Origin of the sequence: Metapseudomonas otitidis, from assembly GCF_011397855.1 — a bacterium.
GTDB classification, from domain to species: Bacteria; Pseudomonadota; Gammaproteobacteria; order Pseudomonadales; family Pseudomonadaceae; genus Metapseudomonas; species Metapseudomonas otitidis.
The window spans coordinates 1473126-1487714 of record NZ_AP022642.1 but is presented as its reverse complement, the minus strand read 5'-3'; the positions used below and the strand labels follow the sequence as shown (position 1 = coordinate 1487714).

General features: G+C 69.3%; 16 protein-coding genes. 3 read left to right on the top strand and 13 right to left on the bottom strand.

The features are described 5' to 3' along the window. Positions 1 to 37 precede the first annotated feature (37 nt). The 5 genes from PotMrB4_RS06970 to ppc all read right to left on the bottom strand — a co-directional run bounded on the left by PotMrB4_RS06970 (position 38) and on the right by ppc (position 5588). Positions 38 to 898 carry a DUF72 domain-containing protein gene (locus tag PotMrB4_RS06970; RefSeq protein ID WP_172432868.1) on the bottom strand — a complete coding sequence of 287 codons (861 nt, stop codon included), beginning with the start codon at positions 896 to 898 and terminating at the stop codon, positions 38 to 40. Then, positions 898 to 1245 (bottom strand): hypothetical protein, encoded by a 348-nt coding sequence (locus PotMrB4_RS06965; RefSeq protein ID WP_044413178.1) that lies wholly within the window; start codon positions 1243 to 1245, stop codon positions 898 to 900. Before PotMrB4_RS06965 ends, PotMrB4_RS06970 begins: the two co-directional genes overlap by 1 nt. 130 nt (positions 1246 to 1375) lie before the next feature. Continuing rightward, positions 1376 to 2056 (bottom strand): tRNA (adenosine(37)-N6)-threonylcarbamoyltransferase complex dimerization subunit type 1 TsaB, encoded by a 681-nt coding sequence (gene tsaB, locus PotMrB4_RS06960; protein WP_172432867.1) that lies wholly within the window; start codon positions 2054 to 2056, stop codon positions 1376 to 1378. Positions 2057 to 2143: 87 nt separating this feature from the next. Next, positions 2144 to 2791, bottom strand: coding sequence for an adenylate kinase (adk, locus tag PotMrB4_RS06955; protein WP_044413172.1), 648 nt, complete (start codon positions 2789 to 2791; stop codon positions 2144 to 2146). A 157-nt stretch (positions 2792 to 2948) separates the two neighbouring features. Beyond that, a complete protein-coding gene (ppc, locus tag PotMrB4_RS06950) occupies positions 2949 to 5588 on the bottom strand; it encodes a phosphoenolpyruvate carboxylase (RefSeq protein WP_172432866.1) in 2640 nt (879 codons plus the stop codon). 292 nt (positions 5589 to 5880) lie between these two features. On the opposite strand from ppc, the gene PotMrB4_RS06945 reads away from it, so the two are divergent. Together PotMrB4_RS06945 and PotMrB4_RS06940 are read left to right on the top strand one after the other, a co-directional pair. Beyond that, positions 5881 to 6291 (top strand): DUF4398 domain-containing protein, encoded by a 411-nt coding sequence (locus PotMrB4_RS06945; protein ID WP_074974156.1) that lies wholly within the window; start codon positions 5881 to 5883, stop codon positions 6289 to 6291. A gap of 35 nt (positions 6292 to 6326) precedes the next feature. Next, positions 6327 to 7103 (top strand): OmpA family protein, encoded by a 777-nt coding sequence (locus PotMrB4_RS06940; RefSeq protein ID WP_107330359.1) that lies wholly within the window; start codon positions 6327 to 6329, stop codon positions 7101 to 7103. 61 nt (positions 7104 to 7164) lie between these two features. On the opposite strand, the gene cadR is transcribed toward PotMrB4_RS06940, so the two are convergent. Both cadR and PotMrB4_RS28165 read right to left on the bottom strand, forming a co-directional pair. Further along, on the bottom strand, positions 7165 to 7632 hold the full coding sequence (gene cadR, locus PotMrB4_RS06935) for a Cd(II)/Pb(II)-responsive transcriptional regulator (RefSeq protein WP_142011566.1): 468 nt from the start codon (positions 7630 to 7632) through the stop codon (positions 7165 to 7167). A 56-nt stretch (positions 7633 to 7688) separates the two neighbouring features. Beyond that, on the bottom strand, positions 7689 to 7835 hold the full coding sequence (locus tag PotMrB4_RS28165) for a hypothetical protein (RefSeq protein ID WP_232060805.1): 147 nt from the start codon (positions 7833 to 7835) through the stop codon (positions 7689 to 7691). A 24-nt stretch (positions 7836 to 7859) separates the two neighbouring features. Between PotMrB4_RS28165 and PotMrB4_RS06930 the strand changes: the two genes are divergently transcribed. Beyond that, the gene (locus PotMrB4_RS06930) at positions 7860 to 9983 is read left to right on the top strand and encodes a heavy metal translocating P-type ATPase (RefSeq protein ID WP_232060804.1); all 2124 of its coding nucleotides are present in this window, start codon (positions 7860 to 7862) and stop codon (positions 9981 to 9983) included. 177 nt (positions 9984 to 10160) lie between these two features. Here PotMrB4_RS06930 and PotMrB4_RS06925 read toward each other — a convergent pair whose 3' ends face one another. From PotMrB4_RS06925 to PotMrB4_RS06900, 6 genes are all read right to left on the bottom strand, one after another. Continuing rightward, positions 10161 to 10661, bottom strand: a complete 501-nt coding sequence (locus PotMrB4_RS06925; RefSeq protein WP_394354022.1) for an O-acetyl-ADP-ribose deacetylase — start codon at positions 10659 to 10661, stop codon at positions 10161 to 10163. Positions 10662 to 10669: 8 nt separating this feature from the next. Further along, positions 10670 to 10993 (bottom strand): hypothetical protein, encoded by a 324-nt coding sequence (locus PotMrB4_RS06920; protein WP_172432864.1) that lies wholly within the window; start codon positions 10991 to 10993, stop codon positions 10670 to 10672. Beyond that, positions 10990 to 11871, bottom strand: a complete 882-nt coding sequence (locus PotMrB4_RS06915) for an alpha/beta hydrolase (protein ID WP_172432863.1) — start codon at positions 11869 to 11871, stop codon at positions 10990 to 10992. Before PotMrB4_RS06915 ends, PotMrB4_RS06920 begins: the two co-directional genes overlap by 4 nt. Continuing rightward, positions 11868 to 12614: a TIGR00266 family protein gene (locus PotMrB4_RS06910; RefSeq protein WP_044413151.1), complete on the bottom strand. Its 747-nt coding sequence runs from the start codon at positions 12612 to 12614 to the stop codon at positions 11868 to 11870. The genes PotMrB4_RS06915 and PotMrB4_RS06910 overlap by 4 nt, the downstream gene beginning before the upstream one ends. Before the next feature lie 87 nt (positions 12615 to 12701). Next, entirely contained in the window at positions 12702 to 13991 is a 1290-nt protein-coding gene (locus PotMrB4_RS06905; RefSeq protein WP_044413148.1) for a flavohemoglobin expression-modulating QEGLA motif protein, read from the bottom strand. A gap of 2 nt (positions 13992 to 13993) precedes the next feature. Next, positions 13994 to 14548: a hypothetical protein gene (locus PotMrB4_RS06900; protein ID WP_142011573.1), complete on the bottom strand. Its 555-nt coding sequence runs from the start codon at positions 14546 to 14548 to the stop codon at positions 13994 to 13996. Positions 14549 to 14589: the final 41 nt, after the last annotated feature.

Below are 14589 nucleotides of genomic sequence, written 5' to 3'. Positions count from 1 at the left end.
CAGGGGAACGGGAGCGGACAGATACAGCGCCCGGGGATCAGAGCAGCTCGAACTGCTCCGCTGCCGGGGCCACCTCGGGCTCGGCCAGGGCGGGCAGGCCCGGCAGGCGTCCCATCAGGCCGTCGTGGAAGCGCCTGGCCTGGGCGGCGGCCAGGTGGTTGTCGGGGGTGTGCAGGAACACGTAGGGCGTGAGGCCCTCCTCGATCCAGCCGGCCACCTTGTCCAGCCAGGGCTCCAGCCACACCTGGTTGGCGTCCAGGTCAGGGCCGCCGATGAAGCGCACCTGCGGGGCGCGGCTGAACGCCGCCGGGCGCACCGGTACACGCGGCTTCTTCGATTGCGCGTGGCGAACGGCGGGGTCGTCGGACTCACAGGCGAACAGCGCCCGGGAATCCAGGCAGATGCGCTCCACACCGCGCTCATGGAGCAGGCGGTTCAGGGCCTTCTCCTCGTCGCCCCGGGCGAAGAAGGCGTTGTTGCGCACCTCCACCGCCATGGCGCGGTGGGAGAAGGTGTCGAGCCAGTCCGCCAGCTCGCCGAGCCGCTGCGGCCCGAAGCTGGCCGGCAGTTGCAGCCAGAGCGGCGCGACCCGCCCACCGAGCGGTTCGAGCAGGTGCAGGAAGGCCTGGGTGGCCTCGACCTTGTCCCGCAGGTCGCCTTCGTGGCTGATGTCCCGGGGCAGCTTGGCGCAGAAACGGAAGCCCTCCGGCATCCGCTCGGCCCATTGCTGCAGGGTGGCGGGCGCGGGACGGGCATAGAAGGTGGTGTTGCCCTCGACGGCGTTGAACACCCGGGCGTAGTGCTCCAGGGTTTCCGCCGGGCGGACATCGTCAGGGTAGAGGGAACCGCGCCAGGCTGGCTCGTTCCAGGACGGGCAGCCGAGGAAGTACGGCAGCATCAGGCGTAGAGGTCGAGTCCGAGGACTTCCGGCGCGTCGGCTTCGGAGGCGAAGCTGGCCGTGGAGCTGTAGCTGGCGATGGCCTGGTAGGCCCGGTTGCTGAGGTTGCGCGCGGCGGGTTGCTGCAGGTCCTGGGGACGGGCCGGCAGGGCATTGCTGCTGGCGTTGCCCGCCTCCACCTTACGGGGCTGGGCGACCTGTTCGAAACCCTGGGTATTGCCGGGGCTGGACGGCGTATCACGGCGCGCTTCGACCTCGCGCTGCACCTCGCGGAAAGCATTGGTCGCGCTGCCCTGGCGAGGGCTGCGGTCCAGCGAGATGGAGGAGGTGAAACCGTCGATGCGCATTGCGAGCTTCTGCTGTCCCTAAAGGTGGGCGTGAACGGAGTGGAATCTAGCCGGGCGCCGGGTGATTTTCAATCGGCACGGACGTCCGGCCATACCGGCCGTCGCCTATGGCGACCGCCGATGTTTCCCCTCAGACCGGCGCCTTGGGGGTGGCCACGTTGTCGCGCAGGTACACCGGCTGCGCCGCGTCGGCCGCAACGGCCTCGCCACGGGCCCAGGCAAAACCGGCCAGGGCGAGCAGGTCCTGGGCGTGGGGCAGCAGGGCCGCGTCGCGCCCCTGGGTCGGCACCGCCAGGCGCTCGCCGTAGGAGCCCCAGCCGGTGCCGGCACCGAACCAGTCGCCCGCTGCATCGCGGGGCAGCGCCACCTGCTCCGGCGGCAGGACCGCTTCGACACCGGCCAGGCGCATTTCGCCGGCTTCCAGGCGGTAGCAGCCCCAGTAGACCTCGTCCATGCGCGCGTCGATGGCGGCGGCCACCTGGGTCACGCCCTGCTCCCGGTGGGCGCGCTGGGCCAGCACCGCGAGGTTGGAAACCGGCAGTACCGGGCGCTCGAGGGCGAATGCCAGCCCCTGGACCACGCCGATGGCGATGCGCACCCCGGTGAAGGCACCCGGGCCACGGCCGAAGGCGATGGCGTCCACGGCGGACAGGGCGACCCCCGCCTCGCCCAGCAGGTCCTGGATCATGGGCAGCAGGCGCTGGGCGTGCTGCCGGGGAATCACCTCGTAATGGCTGAGCACGCGCCCTTCATGCAGGAGGGCGACGGAACAGGCTTCGGTGGCGGTATCCAGGGCCAGCAGGGTGGTCATCGGGGCATCCAGGTGAGCGAAAAAAGGCGCGCATTATAAACGCCAACGGCCCGCAAGCGGGCCGTTGGTCGGGATGATCGCGAGGGATCAGGACAGGGCGGCGAACACCTTGGCGGTGATCTCGTCGACGCTGCCCACGCCGGCGACGGCGCTGTACTTCGGCGTGCCTTCGGCGGCCGACAGCTTCTGGTAGAAGTCCACCAGCGGCTTGGTCTGGGAGTGGTACACGGAGAGGCGATGACGCACGGTCTCCTCGGTGTCGTCCTTGCGCTGCACCAGTTCTTCACCGGTGACGTCGTCCTTGCCCTCGACCTTCGGCGGGTTGTAGACGACGTGGTAGACGCGGCCACTGGCCTCGTGCACACGGCGACCGGCGATGCGCTGGACGATCTCCTCGTCATCGACGGCGATCTCGACCACGTGGTCGATGCTCACGCCTGCTTCCTTCATGGCCTCGGCCTGGGGAATGGTGCGCGGGAAGCCATCGAACAGGAAGCCGTTGGCGCAATCGGGCTGGGCAATGCGTTCCTTGACCAGGTTGATGATCAGGTCGTCGGACACCAGGCCACCTGCATCCATCACGCTCTTGGCCTTCAGGCCCAGCTCGGTACCGGCCTTCACGGCGGCACGCAGCATGTCGCCGGTGGAGATTTGCGGGATGGAGAATTTCTTGGTGATGAAACCAGCCTGGGTACCTTTGCCGGCACCGGGCGCCCCCAGCAGAATCACGCGCATCGATGTGCTCCTCAAGAATTGTTTTGAAGTCTTCGGATTCGCCTCGTGGGGCCAATCTCAGTATCGGTTTCGGCGTCTTCGAGCGGCCAAAAGGTTGCTCAAGATACACAGCACCCCTATAGCGCACAAGCCGTCGAAAGTCGGAGCAAAAGGCCCTCTAGCCGGTGTTCCGCAGGCCCGCCGCGATGCCCGCCACGCTCACCAGCAAGGCCAGCTGCAGGGGGTCTTCCACGCGGCTTCCAGCCGCTCTGGAACGGGCCAGGAGCTCGGTCTGCAGCAGGTGAAGCGGGTCCAGGTAGATATTCCGTACGCCGATAGCCTCGCGGGTCTCCGGACTGAGGGCGAGCAGCTCGGAATGGCCGGTCACGCGCAGTACCGACGTACAGGCCTGCGACAATAGGTCGCGTAAATGCGCACCCAGCGGACGCAGGCCATTTTCCACCAGACGTTCGTCGTAGAGCGCCGCGATCGGCGCGTCGGCCTTGGCCAGGACCATCTCCAGCATGTCGATGCGGGTGGCGAAGAACGGCCAGCCCTCGCGCATGCGCTGCAGCAACGGCCCCTCGCCCCGCGCCTCGGCGCCCTGCAATGCGCGCTCCCAGCCCAGCCAGGCCGGCAGCATCAGCCGCGTCTGGGTCCAGGCGAAGATCCAGGGGATCGCCCGCAGGCTCTCGATGCCGCCGGCCCGGCGCTTGGCCGGCCGGCTGCCCAGGGGCAGCCGCCCCAGCTCCTGCTCGGGCGTGGCCTGGCGGAAGTACTCGACGAACAGCGGGTGCCCGCGCACCACGTCGCGGTAGCCGGCCAGGCCATCAGCGGCCAGCCGGTCCATGGCCTCACGCCAGGCCGGCTCGGGCTCCGGCGGCGGCAGCAGGGTCGCCTCCAGCACGGCGGCCAGGTAGAGGTTGAGGTTCTGCTCGGCGATGTCGGGCAGGCCGAACTTGAAGCGGATCATCTCGCCCTGCTCGGTGGTGCGGAAACGCCCCGCCACCGAACCCGGCGGCTGCGACAGGATGGCCGCGTGGGCCGGGCCGCCGCCGCGCCCCACCGTGCCGCCCCGGCCATGGAACAGCAGCAGTTCTACGCCATGCCGGGCGCACACCTGCACCAGTGCTTCCTGGGCACGGTACTGGGCCCAGGCGGCGGCGGTGGTGCCGGCGTCCTTGGCCGAGTCGGAGTAGCCGATCATCACTTCCTGCGGGCCGCACAGGCGCGCGCGGTAGTCCGACAGGCCCAGCAGCCGGTCGATGGTCGGCGCGGCGTTGTCCAGGTCCGCCAGGGTCTCGAACAGCGGGACCACGCGGATCGGCCGTTGCAGCCCGGCCTCCTTCAGCAGCAGTTGCACGGCGAGCACGTCCGAGGCCGCCCCCGCCATGGAGATCACGTAGGAGCCGAGTGACGCCGCCGGCGCCTGGGCCACCACGCGGCAGGTGGCGAGCACCTCGGCGGTGTCCTCGCCGGGCTGGTGATGGGGCGGCAGCAACGGGCGCGGGTTGGCCAGCTCACGCTGGAGGAAGGCCAGGCGCGTGTCCTCGTCCCACTGGCTGTAGTCGCCCAGCCCCAGGTAGTCGGTGATCTCGGCCAGGGCGGCGCGGTGGCGGGCCGAGTCCTGGCGCACGTCCAGGCGCACCAGGAACAGGCCGAAGGTGGCCGCGCGGCGCAGGCAATCCAGCAGCGCGCCATCGGCGATAACGCCCATGCCGCAGGCATGCAGCGAGCGGTGGCAGAGTTCCAGCGGTTGCAGCAGGTCCTCGTTGTCCTGCAGCACATCGGTGCCGGGCAGCCGTTCGCCGTCCAGCGCAGCCTGGGCCCAGGCACGGGTGGCGCGCAGGCGCTCGCGCAGTTGCTTGAGCAAGGCACGATAGGGCTCGGCCTGTTCGCCGCCGACGCACGCCAGCAATTCATCGGTGGCGCGTTGCATGGACAGCTCGGCCGCCAGGTGATCGACGTCCCGCAGGTACAGGTCGGCCGCCATCCAGCGGGCCAGCAGCAGCACCTGGCGGGTGACCGCTGCGGTGACGTTGGGGTTGCCGTCGCGGTCGCCGCCCATCCACGAGGCGAAGCGCACGGGCGCGGCGCGCAGGGGCAGGTGCTCGCCAGTGGCGGCGAATAGCGCCTGGTCGGCCTTGCGCAGCACGTTGGGCAGCGCTTGCCAGAGGGAATGCTCGATCACCGCGAAGCCCCACTTGGCCTCGTCCACGGGGGTCGGCCGCTGGCGGCGGATCTCGTCGGTGTGCCAGGCCTCGGCGATCAGCCGGCGCAACGCCAGGTGCACGGACTCGCGCTCCGCGTCGGTGAGGTCGTCATGGTCCAGGCGGGCCAGTTGCGCCGCCATGGCGTCGTACTTCTGGATCAGCGTCCGCCGGGCCACCTCGGTGGGGTGGGCGGTGAGCACCAGCTCGATGTCCAGCGTCGCCACCTGGCGGGCCAGCGCATCGGGGGCATGGCCAGCCTGACGCAGGCGCTGCAGCAGTTCCGGCAGCACGCGCTGCTCGAACGCCAGCGGCTCACCCGGCGCCTGGCGGCGTACCCGGTGGTACTGCTCGGCGATGTTGGCCAGGTTGAGGAACTGGTTGAAGGCACGGGCTACCGGCAGCAGCTCGTCGGTGGTGAGGTCGGCGAAGGACGCCTCCAGCCGCTGCCGCCCTTCTGCCACACCCTGGCGCGCGGCCTTGGCGCCCTTGCGGATGCGCTCGATCTTCTCCAGGAAGGCATCGCCCCACTGGTCACGGATAGTGTCACCCAGCAGTTCGCCGAGCAGGTGGACGTCTTCACGCAGGCGCGGGTCGATCTCCGCCATGGCAGGCCTCTCCGGTAAAGGGCAAGGAGGCTCCAGAGTGCCCACGCCAGGCAGCACTGGCAAGACCGCCGCTCTACCCCGCGGCACCTGCGCTCCGGCTCGCTGCGGTCAAGGGCTGTGCCCCTGCCTCGTAAATTTTCTTGAACATTTTCGACAGGCGGCCGGTCACACCCCATAAGCCAGGTCATTCGGCAAACGCCGCCTAAAAGCGGCCATCCGGCGCCAATAGGTATTCATTGGCGCGCATCTGGCAGGAAAGTAGCCATGAGGCCCCACCGGGCCGAGGTCACCAATGGAGCTGAACATGATGAAAAAGCGCGCTGCTGTAGCGAATCCGAGAACAGTGATGGCCGTGCTGGCCCTGGGCGCTACCGCCCTGCTCGCCGGCTGCGCCGGCAACCCGCCGACCGAACAGTTCGCCGTCACCAACACCGTGGTCAAGAGCGCAGTCGATGCCGGCGCTCCGCAGTACGCCCCGGTTGAAATGAAGACCGCCCAGGACAAGCTCGACCAGGCCGAGCGCCTGATGCGCGACGAGCGCTACGACGAGGCCCGCCGCGTTGCCGAACAGGCCGAGTGGGACGCCCGCGTGGCCGAGCGCAAGGCGCTGGCGGTGAAGGCCGAGAAGGTGCTGGACGATGCCCACCAGGGTGTCCAGCAGATCCGTGAAGAGGGCTCGCGCACCCCGATCCTGGTGCAGTGAATCCCGGCCTCCGAACCCAGTTAAGGATGATCCCCATGAACAAGCTGATCAGCGTTTCCGCCCTTTCCGTGCTGAGCCTGGCCCTGGTGGCCTGCGCCTCCAAGCCGAACCCGAACCTGGACCAGGCCCGCAGCAACTATTCCCAGCTGCAGGCCGAGCCCCAGGCCAACAGCCTGGCCGCCCTCGAGACCAAGGAAGCCGGCGACATGCTCAGCCGTGCCGAGCAGGCCTACGCCGACAAGCAGGAGCCGGTGCAGGTGGACCACCTGGCCTACCTGACCAACCAGCGCGTCGAGCTGGCCCGCCAGACCATCAAGCAGAAGGCCGCCGAAGAGGCCCTGGCCAAGGCGCCGGCCCAGCGTACCCAGGCCCAGCTGGACGCCCGCAACCAGCAGGTGGACGTGCTGCTCAACCAGCTCAAGGCCAAGCAGACCGACCGTGGCCAGGTGGTGACCCTGGGTGACGTGCTCTTCGAGGTGGACCGCGCCGAGCTGACCCCCAACGGCATGCAGAGCGTGCACCAGCTGGGCACCTACCTGACCCAGAACCCGGACCGTCAAGTGGTGATCGAAGGCTTCACCGACAACACCGGCACCGTCGACCACAACCTGCGCCTGTCCCAGGCCCGCGCCGACTCCGTGCGCCGTGCCCTGGTGGCCATGGGTGTGAACCCGAGCCGCGTCACCACCCACGGCTTCGGCAAGGACTACCCGGTGGCCAGCAATGACTCGCCCTCCTCCCGCGCGCTGAATCGCCGGGTCGAGGTGACCATCGCCAACGGCCCCGGCCCGGTCGCCCCTCGCGCCCTCTGAAGCCGTCGCCCCCATGAAGAAGCCCGCCTGATGGCGGGCTTTTTCATGCAGCGATCTTCACTCAGTGCCGCCCGTGCACACCCGGCACATGCAGGTGCCCCGCCTCGGCGCAGGTTTCTGACACCACGCTGGGCGGTGCCGGCTGCTCCAGCTCCCGCAGGATGCCGCACGACTCGCTGCTGCCGGCGCCCTGGCACTGGGCGCGCAGGTCCCGCAGCTGGCCCTGCAGCGCACGCAGCTCGGCGATGCGCACCTCGACGTGGTGGATGTGCTCGTCGATCAGCCGGTTTGCCGCTGCGCAATCGGCCTCGGGGTTGTCCCGCAGGCGCAGCAGCTCGCGGATCTCCTGCTGGGTCATGTCCAGCGAGCGGCAATGGCGGATGAACGCCAGGCGCTCCACGTGGGCCTGGGTATAGAGGCGGTAGTTACCCTCGCTGCGCGCGGGCTCGGGCAGCAGCCCCTCGCGCTCGTAGTAGCGGATGGTTTCCACCGGGCATTCGGTCAGCCGGGCCAGTTCACCGATCTTCATGAGCAGCACTCCTTGACTCTGTAGTTGCTACAGGGTGTGCAATGACGCCCGTACCGTCAATGGAGTCCGCCATGAGCCAGGACAATTGCTGCAACCACAACCACGGACGTGCGGCCACAGCCAAGCCGAAGGCAGCCCACGGCCATCACGATCACGATCACGATCACGATCACGATCACGATCACGATCACGATCACGATCATCAGCCTGCGGGCCCCGCGCCGGAGTTGCACGCCCCGGACGCCACCCTCGGCGAGGCGCGCTGGAGCAGCCTGCGCATCGAGGCGATGGACTGCCCCACCGAGGAGCGCCTGCTGCGTGACGCCCTGGGCAAGGTCCCGGCCATCGAGGCCCTGGAATTCAACCTGATGCAGCGGGTGCTCAAGGTCCGCCACCGCTTCGTCGACCTGGCGCCGCTGCAGCAACTGGTGGCCCAGCTCGGCATGCAGGCCGAGCCCCTGGAAGCCGGCGCGCCGGCACCGGCCGAGCGCCGCAAGCCCTGGTGGCCGCTGGCCCTGGCTGGCGTCGCCGCCCTGGCGGCCGAGGCCTGCGAGTGGTTCTCCATCGGCCCGGGCTGGCTGGAAGCCGGGCTGGCGGTGATGGCCATCCTCACCGCCGGCCTGCCCACCTACCGCAAGGGCTGGATCGCGCTGAAGAACCTCAACCTCAACATCAACGCGCTGATGAGCATCGCCGTCACCGGCGCCATGCTGATCGGCCAGTGGCCGGAAGCGGCCATGGTCAGCGTGCTCTTCGCCATCGCCGAGCTGATCGAGGCGCGCTCCCTGGAACGGGCGCGCAACGCCATCCGCGGCCTGCTGGACCTGGCGCCGGAGCAGGCCACGGTGTGGCAGGACGGCAGCTGGCAGGCGCTGTCTTCGCGCGAGGTGCAGGTCGGCGCACGGGTGCGGGTACGCCCCGGTGAACGTATCGCCCTGGACGGCGAAGTGCTGCGCGGCCGCTCCAGCGTCAACCAGGCGCCCATCACCGGCGAGAGCCTGCCGGTGGAGAAGGAGCCGGGCGAGACGCTGTTCGCCGGCAGCATCAACGGCGAGGGCGAGCTGGAATACAGCGTCACCCGCGCGGCGGACGACAGCACCCTGGCGCGCATCATCCACGCCGTGGAGGAAGCCCAGGGCGCGCGGGCGCCGACCCAGCGCTTCGTCGACGCCTTCTCCCGCGTCTACACCCCGGTGGTGTTCCTCATCGCCGTGGCCACTGCCGTGGTACCGCCGCTGCTGCTGGGCGGGCTGTGGCTGGACTGGATCTACCGCGCGCTGGTGCTGCTGGTGATCGCCTGCCCCTGCGCCCTGGTGATCTCCACGCCGGTCACCCTGGTCAGCGGGCTCGCCGCCGCCGCGCGCAGCGGCGTGCTGGTCAAGGGGGGCGTGTTCCTGGAGATGGGCCGCCAGCTCGCCTGGGTCGCCCTCGACAAGACCGGCACCCTGACCCACGGCCAACCGACCCAGACCGACCACGTACGCCTGCGCGACCTGCCGGGCCTCGACCCGCGCCAGCTGGCCGCCAGCCTGGCCGCCCGTTCGGACCACCCGGTGTCCCAGGCCATCGCCCGGGCGGCCGAGGCCGACGGCGTCGCCCTGCTGGAGGTGGACGAGCAAGCCGCCCTGCCCGGCCGTGGCGTACGGGGCACGGTGGCCGGACGTGCCTGCCACCTGGGCAACCACCGCCTGGTGGAAGAGCTGGGGCTGTGCTCGCCCGAACTGGAAGCCCGCCTGGACGTGCTGGAGCGCCAGGGCAAGACGGTGATCGTGCTGCTCGACGAACAGGGCCCACTGGCGCTCTTCGCCGTGGCCGACAGCGTCCGCGAAACCAGCCGTGAAGCAGTGGCCGAGCTGCACCAGCTGGGGGTGCGCACCCTGATGCTGACCGGCGACAACCCGCACACCGCTGCGGCCATCGCCGCCCAGGTGGGCATCGACGAAGCACGCGGCAACCTGCTGCCGGAAGACAAGCTGGCCGCGATCCGCGAGTGCCAGGCCGGCGGCAAGCGGGTCGGCATGGTCGGCGACGGCATCAACGACGCACCGGCCCTGGCCCGCGCCGACATCGGCTTCGCCATGGGCGCGGCGGGCACCGACACCGCCATCGAGACCGCCGGCGTGGCGCTGATGGACGACGACCTGCGCAAGCTGCCGCAGTTCATCCGCCTGTCGCGCCGGACCTGGTCGGTGCTGGTGCAGAACATCGCCCTCGCCCTGGGCATCAAGGCGGTGTTCCTGGTGCTCACGCTGATGGGCGAAGGCACCCTGTGGATGGCGGTATTCGCCGACATGGGCGCGAGCCTGCTGGTGGTGTTCAACGGCCTGCGGCTGTTGCGCGGCGTGAAGTAGAGGAACGGCATCGCCCGGCTACGGTGCAGCTCACGTAGCCCGGGCTTCAGCCCGGGGCGGTTCCCCCCAAGGAAGCAGCGAGCCCGGAATGTCGCCGGGTCATTCTGGTGCTTCAAGCCACTGAAAAGCGGTGGGCTGAAACGGAACGCCGCCCGACCCACCCTACGTGGAGAGGGATCAGGCGAGGGCGTTGCGGTAGACGCGGGCCATGTCGTCAGCGAAGGCCACCAGCAGCACCTCTTCCAGGCTGCTGCCGGCGGGGCGCGGTTGGCGCAGTTCGTGGACGGCCACGACGGCAGCGGCCTCCAGCGGGTAGCCGTAGATGCCGCAGCTGATGGCCGGGAAGGCGATGCGCGCCAGCCCTTGCGCCTCGGCCAGTGCCAGGCTGTTGCGGTAGCAGCGGGCGAGCAGCTCGGGCTCGCCCTGGTCACCGCCGCGCCAGACCGGCCCGACGGTATGGATCACGAAGCGCGCCGGAAGGCGGTAGCCCGGGGTGATGCGCGCCTCGCCCGTGGGGCAGCCGCCGATGATCCGGCAGCGGGCCACCAGCTCCGGCCCGGCCGCACGGTGGATCGCGCCATCGACGCCACCCCCGCCCAGCAGGGAGGAATTGGCGGCGTTGACGATGGCGTCCACATCGAGGGTGGTGATGTCGCCCTGCCAGACGGTGATCTTCATCAGCGGTCTCAGCGGACTTCCTGCGGGGTTTCCTGGCCCATGCAGCGCACGGCCTGCTTCTTGTTGTCCACCAGCACGCCGGTCAGGCCCTTCTGCTGGGTGTCGAACAGCACCAGCACGCCATCGATGCACTGCGCGACCTGGTTGGCCGGCTGCAGCGAGACCTTGTAGTCCTCGCCGGGAACGGTCTTGAGCATGGTGAAGTCGGACAGCAGCAACGCGTCCTCGGGTTTGGCGAAGTGCAGGTAGCCGTAGTACCAGAGGACCATCACGGTGCCGATGATGGTGCCGACGCCGGTGAGGATCAGCGGAATGGGGTTGCGTTCGCTCATTGGGGACTCTCTGTATTCGGGACTTCAGCCAGCCGTCGCAACCCGACGAACCCCTTGGGGTCGTCGAGGTAACGCAGCATCACTTCGCGCCAGGTGGGGTCGGCAAAGGTCTGCACGTGCCCGCCCCGGGTCGGCTGGAACACCCGTGGCGGGGGCGCAGCTTGATACAAGCGCACGCCATTGGAAAGGGGCACCACCGGATCGTCGATGCTCTGGTAGATCAGCATCGGCAGCCCCTGCAGGCGGCCGATGGCGCCGATTGCACTGTCGCCATCCGGCACCAGCCAGGACAGCGGCACTTGCAGCGGCCAGGTTAACCAGGCGTTGCCGAGGGTGAATTGAGCCACGTCACGGTAGCTGGCCGGTACGCCGTCCAGCACCAGCGCCCTGACGCCGGCGCGGCGCTCGGGGTGCTCGGCCAGGTAGCGCACCGCCAGGGCGCCGCCCAGGCTCTGCCCGAGGATGATGCGCGGCTGGCCCTGGGCCTCGGGCGCACGGTCGAGCCAGTCGAAGGCGACGTCCAGGTCGAGGAACACATCCGGCAGGGCCGGCCGGCCTTCGGAGTGGCCGTAGCCGCGATAGTCCAGCATCAGCACCTGGTAGCCCTGCTCGGGCAGCCACCAGCTGCCGCCGAGGTGGCTGGCGAGGTTGCCGCCGTTGCCGTGCAGGTGCAGCACGGTGCCCTTGACCGCCTTGCCCGGCGCCACCGGCAGCCACCAGCCGTGCAGGCGCAGGCCGTCGCGGGTCACCAGCTGCACGTCGCGGTAGGCCAGCCCGGCCCGCTCGGGGGTGAAGGGCAGCTCGCGCTCGGGGTAGAACAGCAGGCCGCTGCAGCCGCTCAGCAGCGCCGCCAGCAGCAGCGGGACGAGGCGCCTCACTGGCCGCCGGCGCGGGTTTCCTCGCGCGCCTTGTAGGTGGCTTCGTAGATGCGCTCGGCCAGGCGCGAGAAGGGCAGGCTCTGGATCCACACCGTCCCGGTGCCGCGCAGGGTGGCCAGGAGGATGCCCTCGCCGCCGAAGAGCATGCTCTTCAGCCCGCCGGCCAGGCCGATGTCGTAGTCGATGCCCTGGGTGAAGGCCACCAGGCAGCCGGTGTCCAGGCGCAGGGTCTCGTTGTTCAGCTCCTTGCGGATCACCGTGCCGCCGGCATGCACGAAGGCCAGGCCATCGCCCTCCAGCTTCTGCAGGATGAAGCCTTCACCGCCGAAGAACCCGGCGCCCAGGCGTTTGTTGAAGGCGATGCCGATGCGCGTGCCGTGGGCGGCGCAGAGGAAGGCATCCTTCTGGCACACCAGTTGCCCGCCGACCTGGGCCAGGTCCACCGGCACCACGGTGCCCGGGTAGGGCGCAGCGAAACCGACGCGCTGCTTGCCCTGCCCTTCGTTGGTGAAGTGGGTCATGAACAGCGACTCGCCGGTGAGCATGCGCTTGCCGGCGCCCCACAGCTTGCCGAGCAGGCCATTGCTGCTGCCGTCGCCCATGCGGGCTTCGAAGCGGATGCCTTCGGTCATGTAGTTCATGGCGCCGGCCTCGGCGATCACCGTTTCACCGGGGTCGAGGATGATCTCCACGGTCTGCGCCGAGGCGCCGAGGATGTCGTATTCGAGCTGGTGGCTGGCCATGCAGGGCTCCCTTGGAGGTGGCTGGGGGATCAATCGCGAGCGCCGGCCAGGCCGCGGTTCGGCACCCCGGGGCCGAGCGCCGCAGCGTCAGAGGATGTTGGCGTAGTCCGCCTCGATGCGGTCCAGGCTCAGGTGGTTGAGGAAGTTGGAGAAGCACATCCACGCCGACAGCGCGTTGAGGTCGCGGAACTGCGGCGGCAGGTACTTCGGCGGCACCACCAGGCCCTCGTCCACCAGCTGGCGCAGGGTGCGCATGTCTTCCAGGGTGGTCTTGCCGCAGAACAGCAGCGGGATCTGCTCCAGCTTGCCCTTGCGCACGGCGAGCTGGATGTAGTTGTAGATCATGATGAAACCCTTCAGGTAGGACAGGTCCTTGGTGAAGGGCAGCCCGTCCGGCGACGAGCCCCGGAACACGCGGCTGGCGCTGCCGTAGCTCTCGCCCATGCCGTAGCCCTGCTCGCGGTAGAACTGGTAGACCTCGAGGAAGTCCGCGCCCTCCTCCGCCATGTGGATGGCACGGGTGCGGTTGGTGAGCTTGCGCAGGCGCGAGGGGTAGGAGGCGAAGGCGATCACTTCCATGAGGATCGCCAGGCCTTCCTGGGTCACGGTGGACGACGGCGGGCCCTTGGCGAGGAAGGTGCACACCGGCTGGTTCTGGCCATTGAGGGTGGTGCCGACGTGCACCAGCCCTTCGTGGACTTCCAGCGCGCGCACGTCACGCTCGTTGAACAGCGCGTCGCTGCGGATCTTGATGTAGTCGGCGCCGGCCGCCGCGTCGGCGACGATGCCGTCGGACTCCAGCACGCGGATGGTCTCGTCGCCGAACACCGCCGAGAGACGGCTCTGCAGCAGGCCGACGGCGTCCTTGGCGGTGAGGGTCTTGGGCTCGTCCTTCAGGTCGCCGCGGTCGTCGATCTTGTTCAGGTAGTCCGAGAGCATCAGGCCCAGGTCGGACAGGGTCGGGTCACCAGCATGGAAGGCGTCGGAGGCCGCGCCGTAAAGCTCCTGGGAGATCAGCCCGAAGTCCGGCGTACCGCGTGCTTCGAGCATGCGGATGACCATCCGGTACTCCTTGCACATGCGCCGCATGATCTGCCCCACCGGGTTGAACTGGCCGAGCTGGCGGGTGATGTCGCGTTCGATGTTCTGGAATTCGAGCTTCTTGGCCACCGGGTCGAAGGCCAGCGGCCGGCTCTCGTAATAGGCGCGGTCCACCTCGGGCATAGCCTTGCCCTTGTGCTTGAGGAAGCCCTGGCGAACGCTGTCGTCCCACTTGATGGCATCCAGCACGCGGATCGGTGTCTGCGCCAGGACGATGCGGTCGGACAGGCTGCGAACGGTGTTCTGGTAGTCGTCAGGGACCTTGCGTCGGCTCATGGTCATTCCGCCCCGGCCCGCTGGTAGCGCGCCGCCTCGATGAACACGTCGGAGTTGGCCGGGTCGTCCAGCCAGGCCTGCAGGGTGCTCCAGGGCACGTCCAGCACCACGCCGTCGCCCTCGGGCATCTCCACCGCCTCGCCCTTGAAGGTGCCGCGCTCCACTTCCTGGCGCAGGCGCTCCACGTCGAGGTTGTAGACCACCAGCTCGTTGTCGGCGGTCAGCTCGAAGCCGGCGATGGCGAAGTTGGCGCCCCACTGCTTCGGCAGCCCGGCGGAGAGGTACCAGCGGCGGCCGTGGTGGGCGACGGTGAAGCCGTACTCGCGCAGGCTCTCGAGGTTGTCCTTGCCGCCCTCGAAGGTGCGGGCGCGGTAGAGGTTGGAGCCGGAGCGGCTGATCTCCAGGTAGGCGCGCTCGCCCCACTCGTCCTTGCGCGACCAGTCCCCCAGCAGCGGCATGGGCGCCGGCTCGTTGGCGGGGATCGGCTCCCGAAGGGTGACCAGGCAGCCGCCCAGCAGCAGGAAGGACAGGGCAAGCAGCACGCGCCAGGGGTTCATCGTGTTCTCCTTGTTCATTAAAAACCCCGCGAGGCGGATGC

Excerpts from the sequence above, each read along its gene's own strand:
- PotMrB4_RS06970 (WP_172432868.1), bottom strand. The coding sequence starts at position 898 with ATGCTGCCGTACTTCCTCGGCTGCCCGTCCTGGAACGAGCCAGCCTGG.
- PotMrB4_RS06965 (WP_044413178.1), bottom strand. The coding sequence starts at position 1,245 with ATGCGCATCGACGGTTTCACCTCCTCCATCTCGCTGGACCGCAGCCCT.
- tsaB (WP_172432867.1), bottom strand. The coding sequence starts at position 2,056 with ATGACCACCCTGCTGGCCCTGGATACCGCCACCGAAGCCTGTTCCGTC.
- adk (WP_044413172.1), bottom strand. The coding sequence starts at position 2,791 with ATGCGCGTGATTCTGCTGGGGGCGCCCGGTGCCGGCAAAGGTACCCAG.
- ppc (WP_172432866.1), bottom strand. The coding sequence starts at position 5,588 with ATGGCGGAGATCGACCCGCGCCTGCGTGAAGACGTCCACCTGCTCGGC.
- PotMrB4_RS06945 (WP_074974156.1), top strand. The coding sequence starts at position 5,881 with ATGGAGCTGAACATGATGAAAAAGCGCGCTGCTGTAGCGAATCCGAGA.
- PotMrB4_RS06940 (WP_107330359.1), top strand. The coding sequence starts at position 6,327 with ATGAACAAGCTGATCAGCGTTTCCGCCCTTTCCGTGCTGAGCCTGGCC.
- cadR (WP_142011566.1), bottom strand. The coding sequence starts at position 7,632 with ATGAAGATCGGTGAACTGGCCCGGCTGACCGAATGCCCGGTGGAAACC.
- PotMrB4_RS28165 (WP_232060805.1), bottom strand. The coding sequence starts at position 7,835 with ATGATCGTGATCGTGATCGTGATCGTGATCGTGATCGTGATCGTGATC.
- PotMrB4_RS06925 (WP_394354022.1), bottom strand. The coding sequence starts at position 10,661 with ATGAAGATCACCGTCTGGCAGGGCGACATCACCACCCTCGATGTGGAC.
- PotMrB4_RS06920 (WP_172432864.1), bottom strand. The coding sequence starts at position 10,993 with ATGAGCGAACGCAACCCCATTCCGCTGATCCTCACCGGCGTCGGCACC.
- PotMrB4_RS06910 (WP_044413151.1), bottom strand. The coding sequence starts at position 12,614 with ATGGCCAGCCACCAGCTCGAATACGACATCCTCGGCGCCTCGGCGCAG.
- PotMrB4_RS06905 (WP_044413148.1), bottom strand. The coding sequence starts at position 13,991 with ATGAGCCGACGCAAGGTCCCTGACGACTACCAGAACACCGTTCGCAGC.
- PotMrB4_RS06900 (WP_142011573.1), bottom strand. The coding sequence starts at position 14,548 with ATGAACCCCTGGCGCGTGCTGCTTGCCCTGTCCTTCCTGCTGCTGGGC.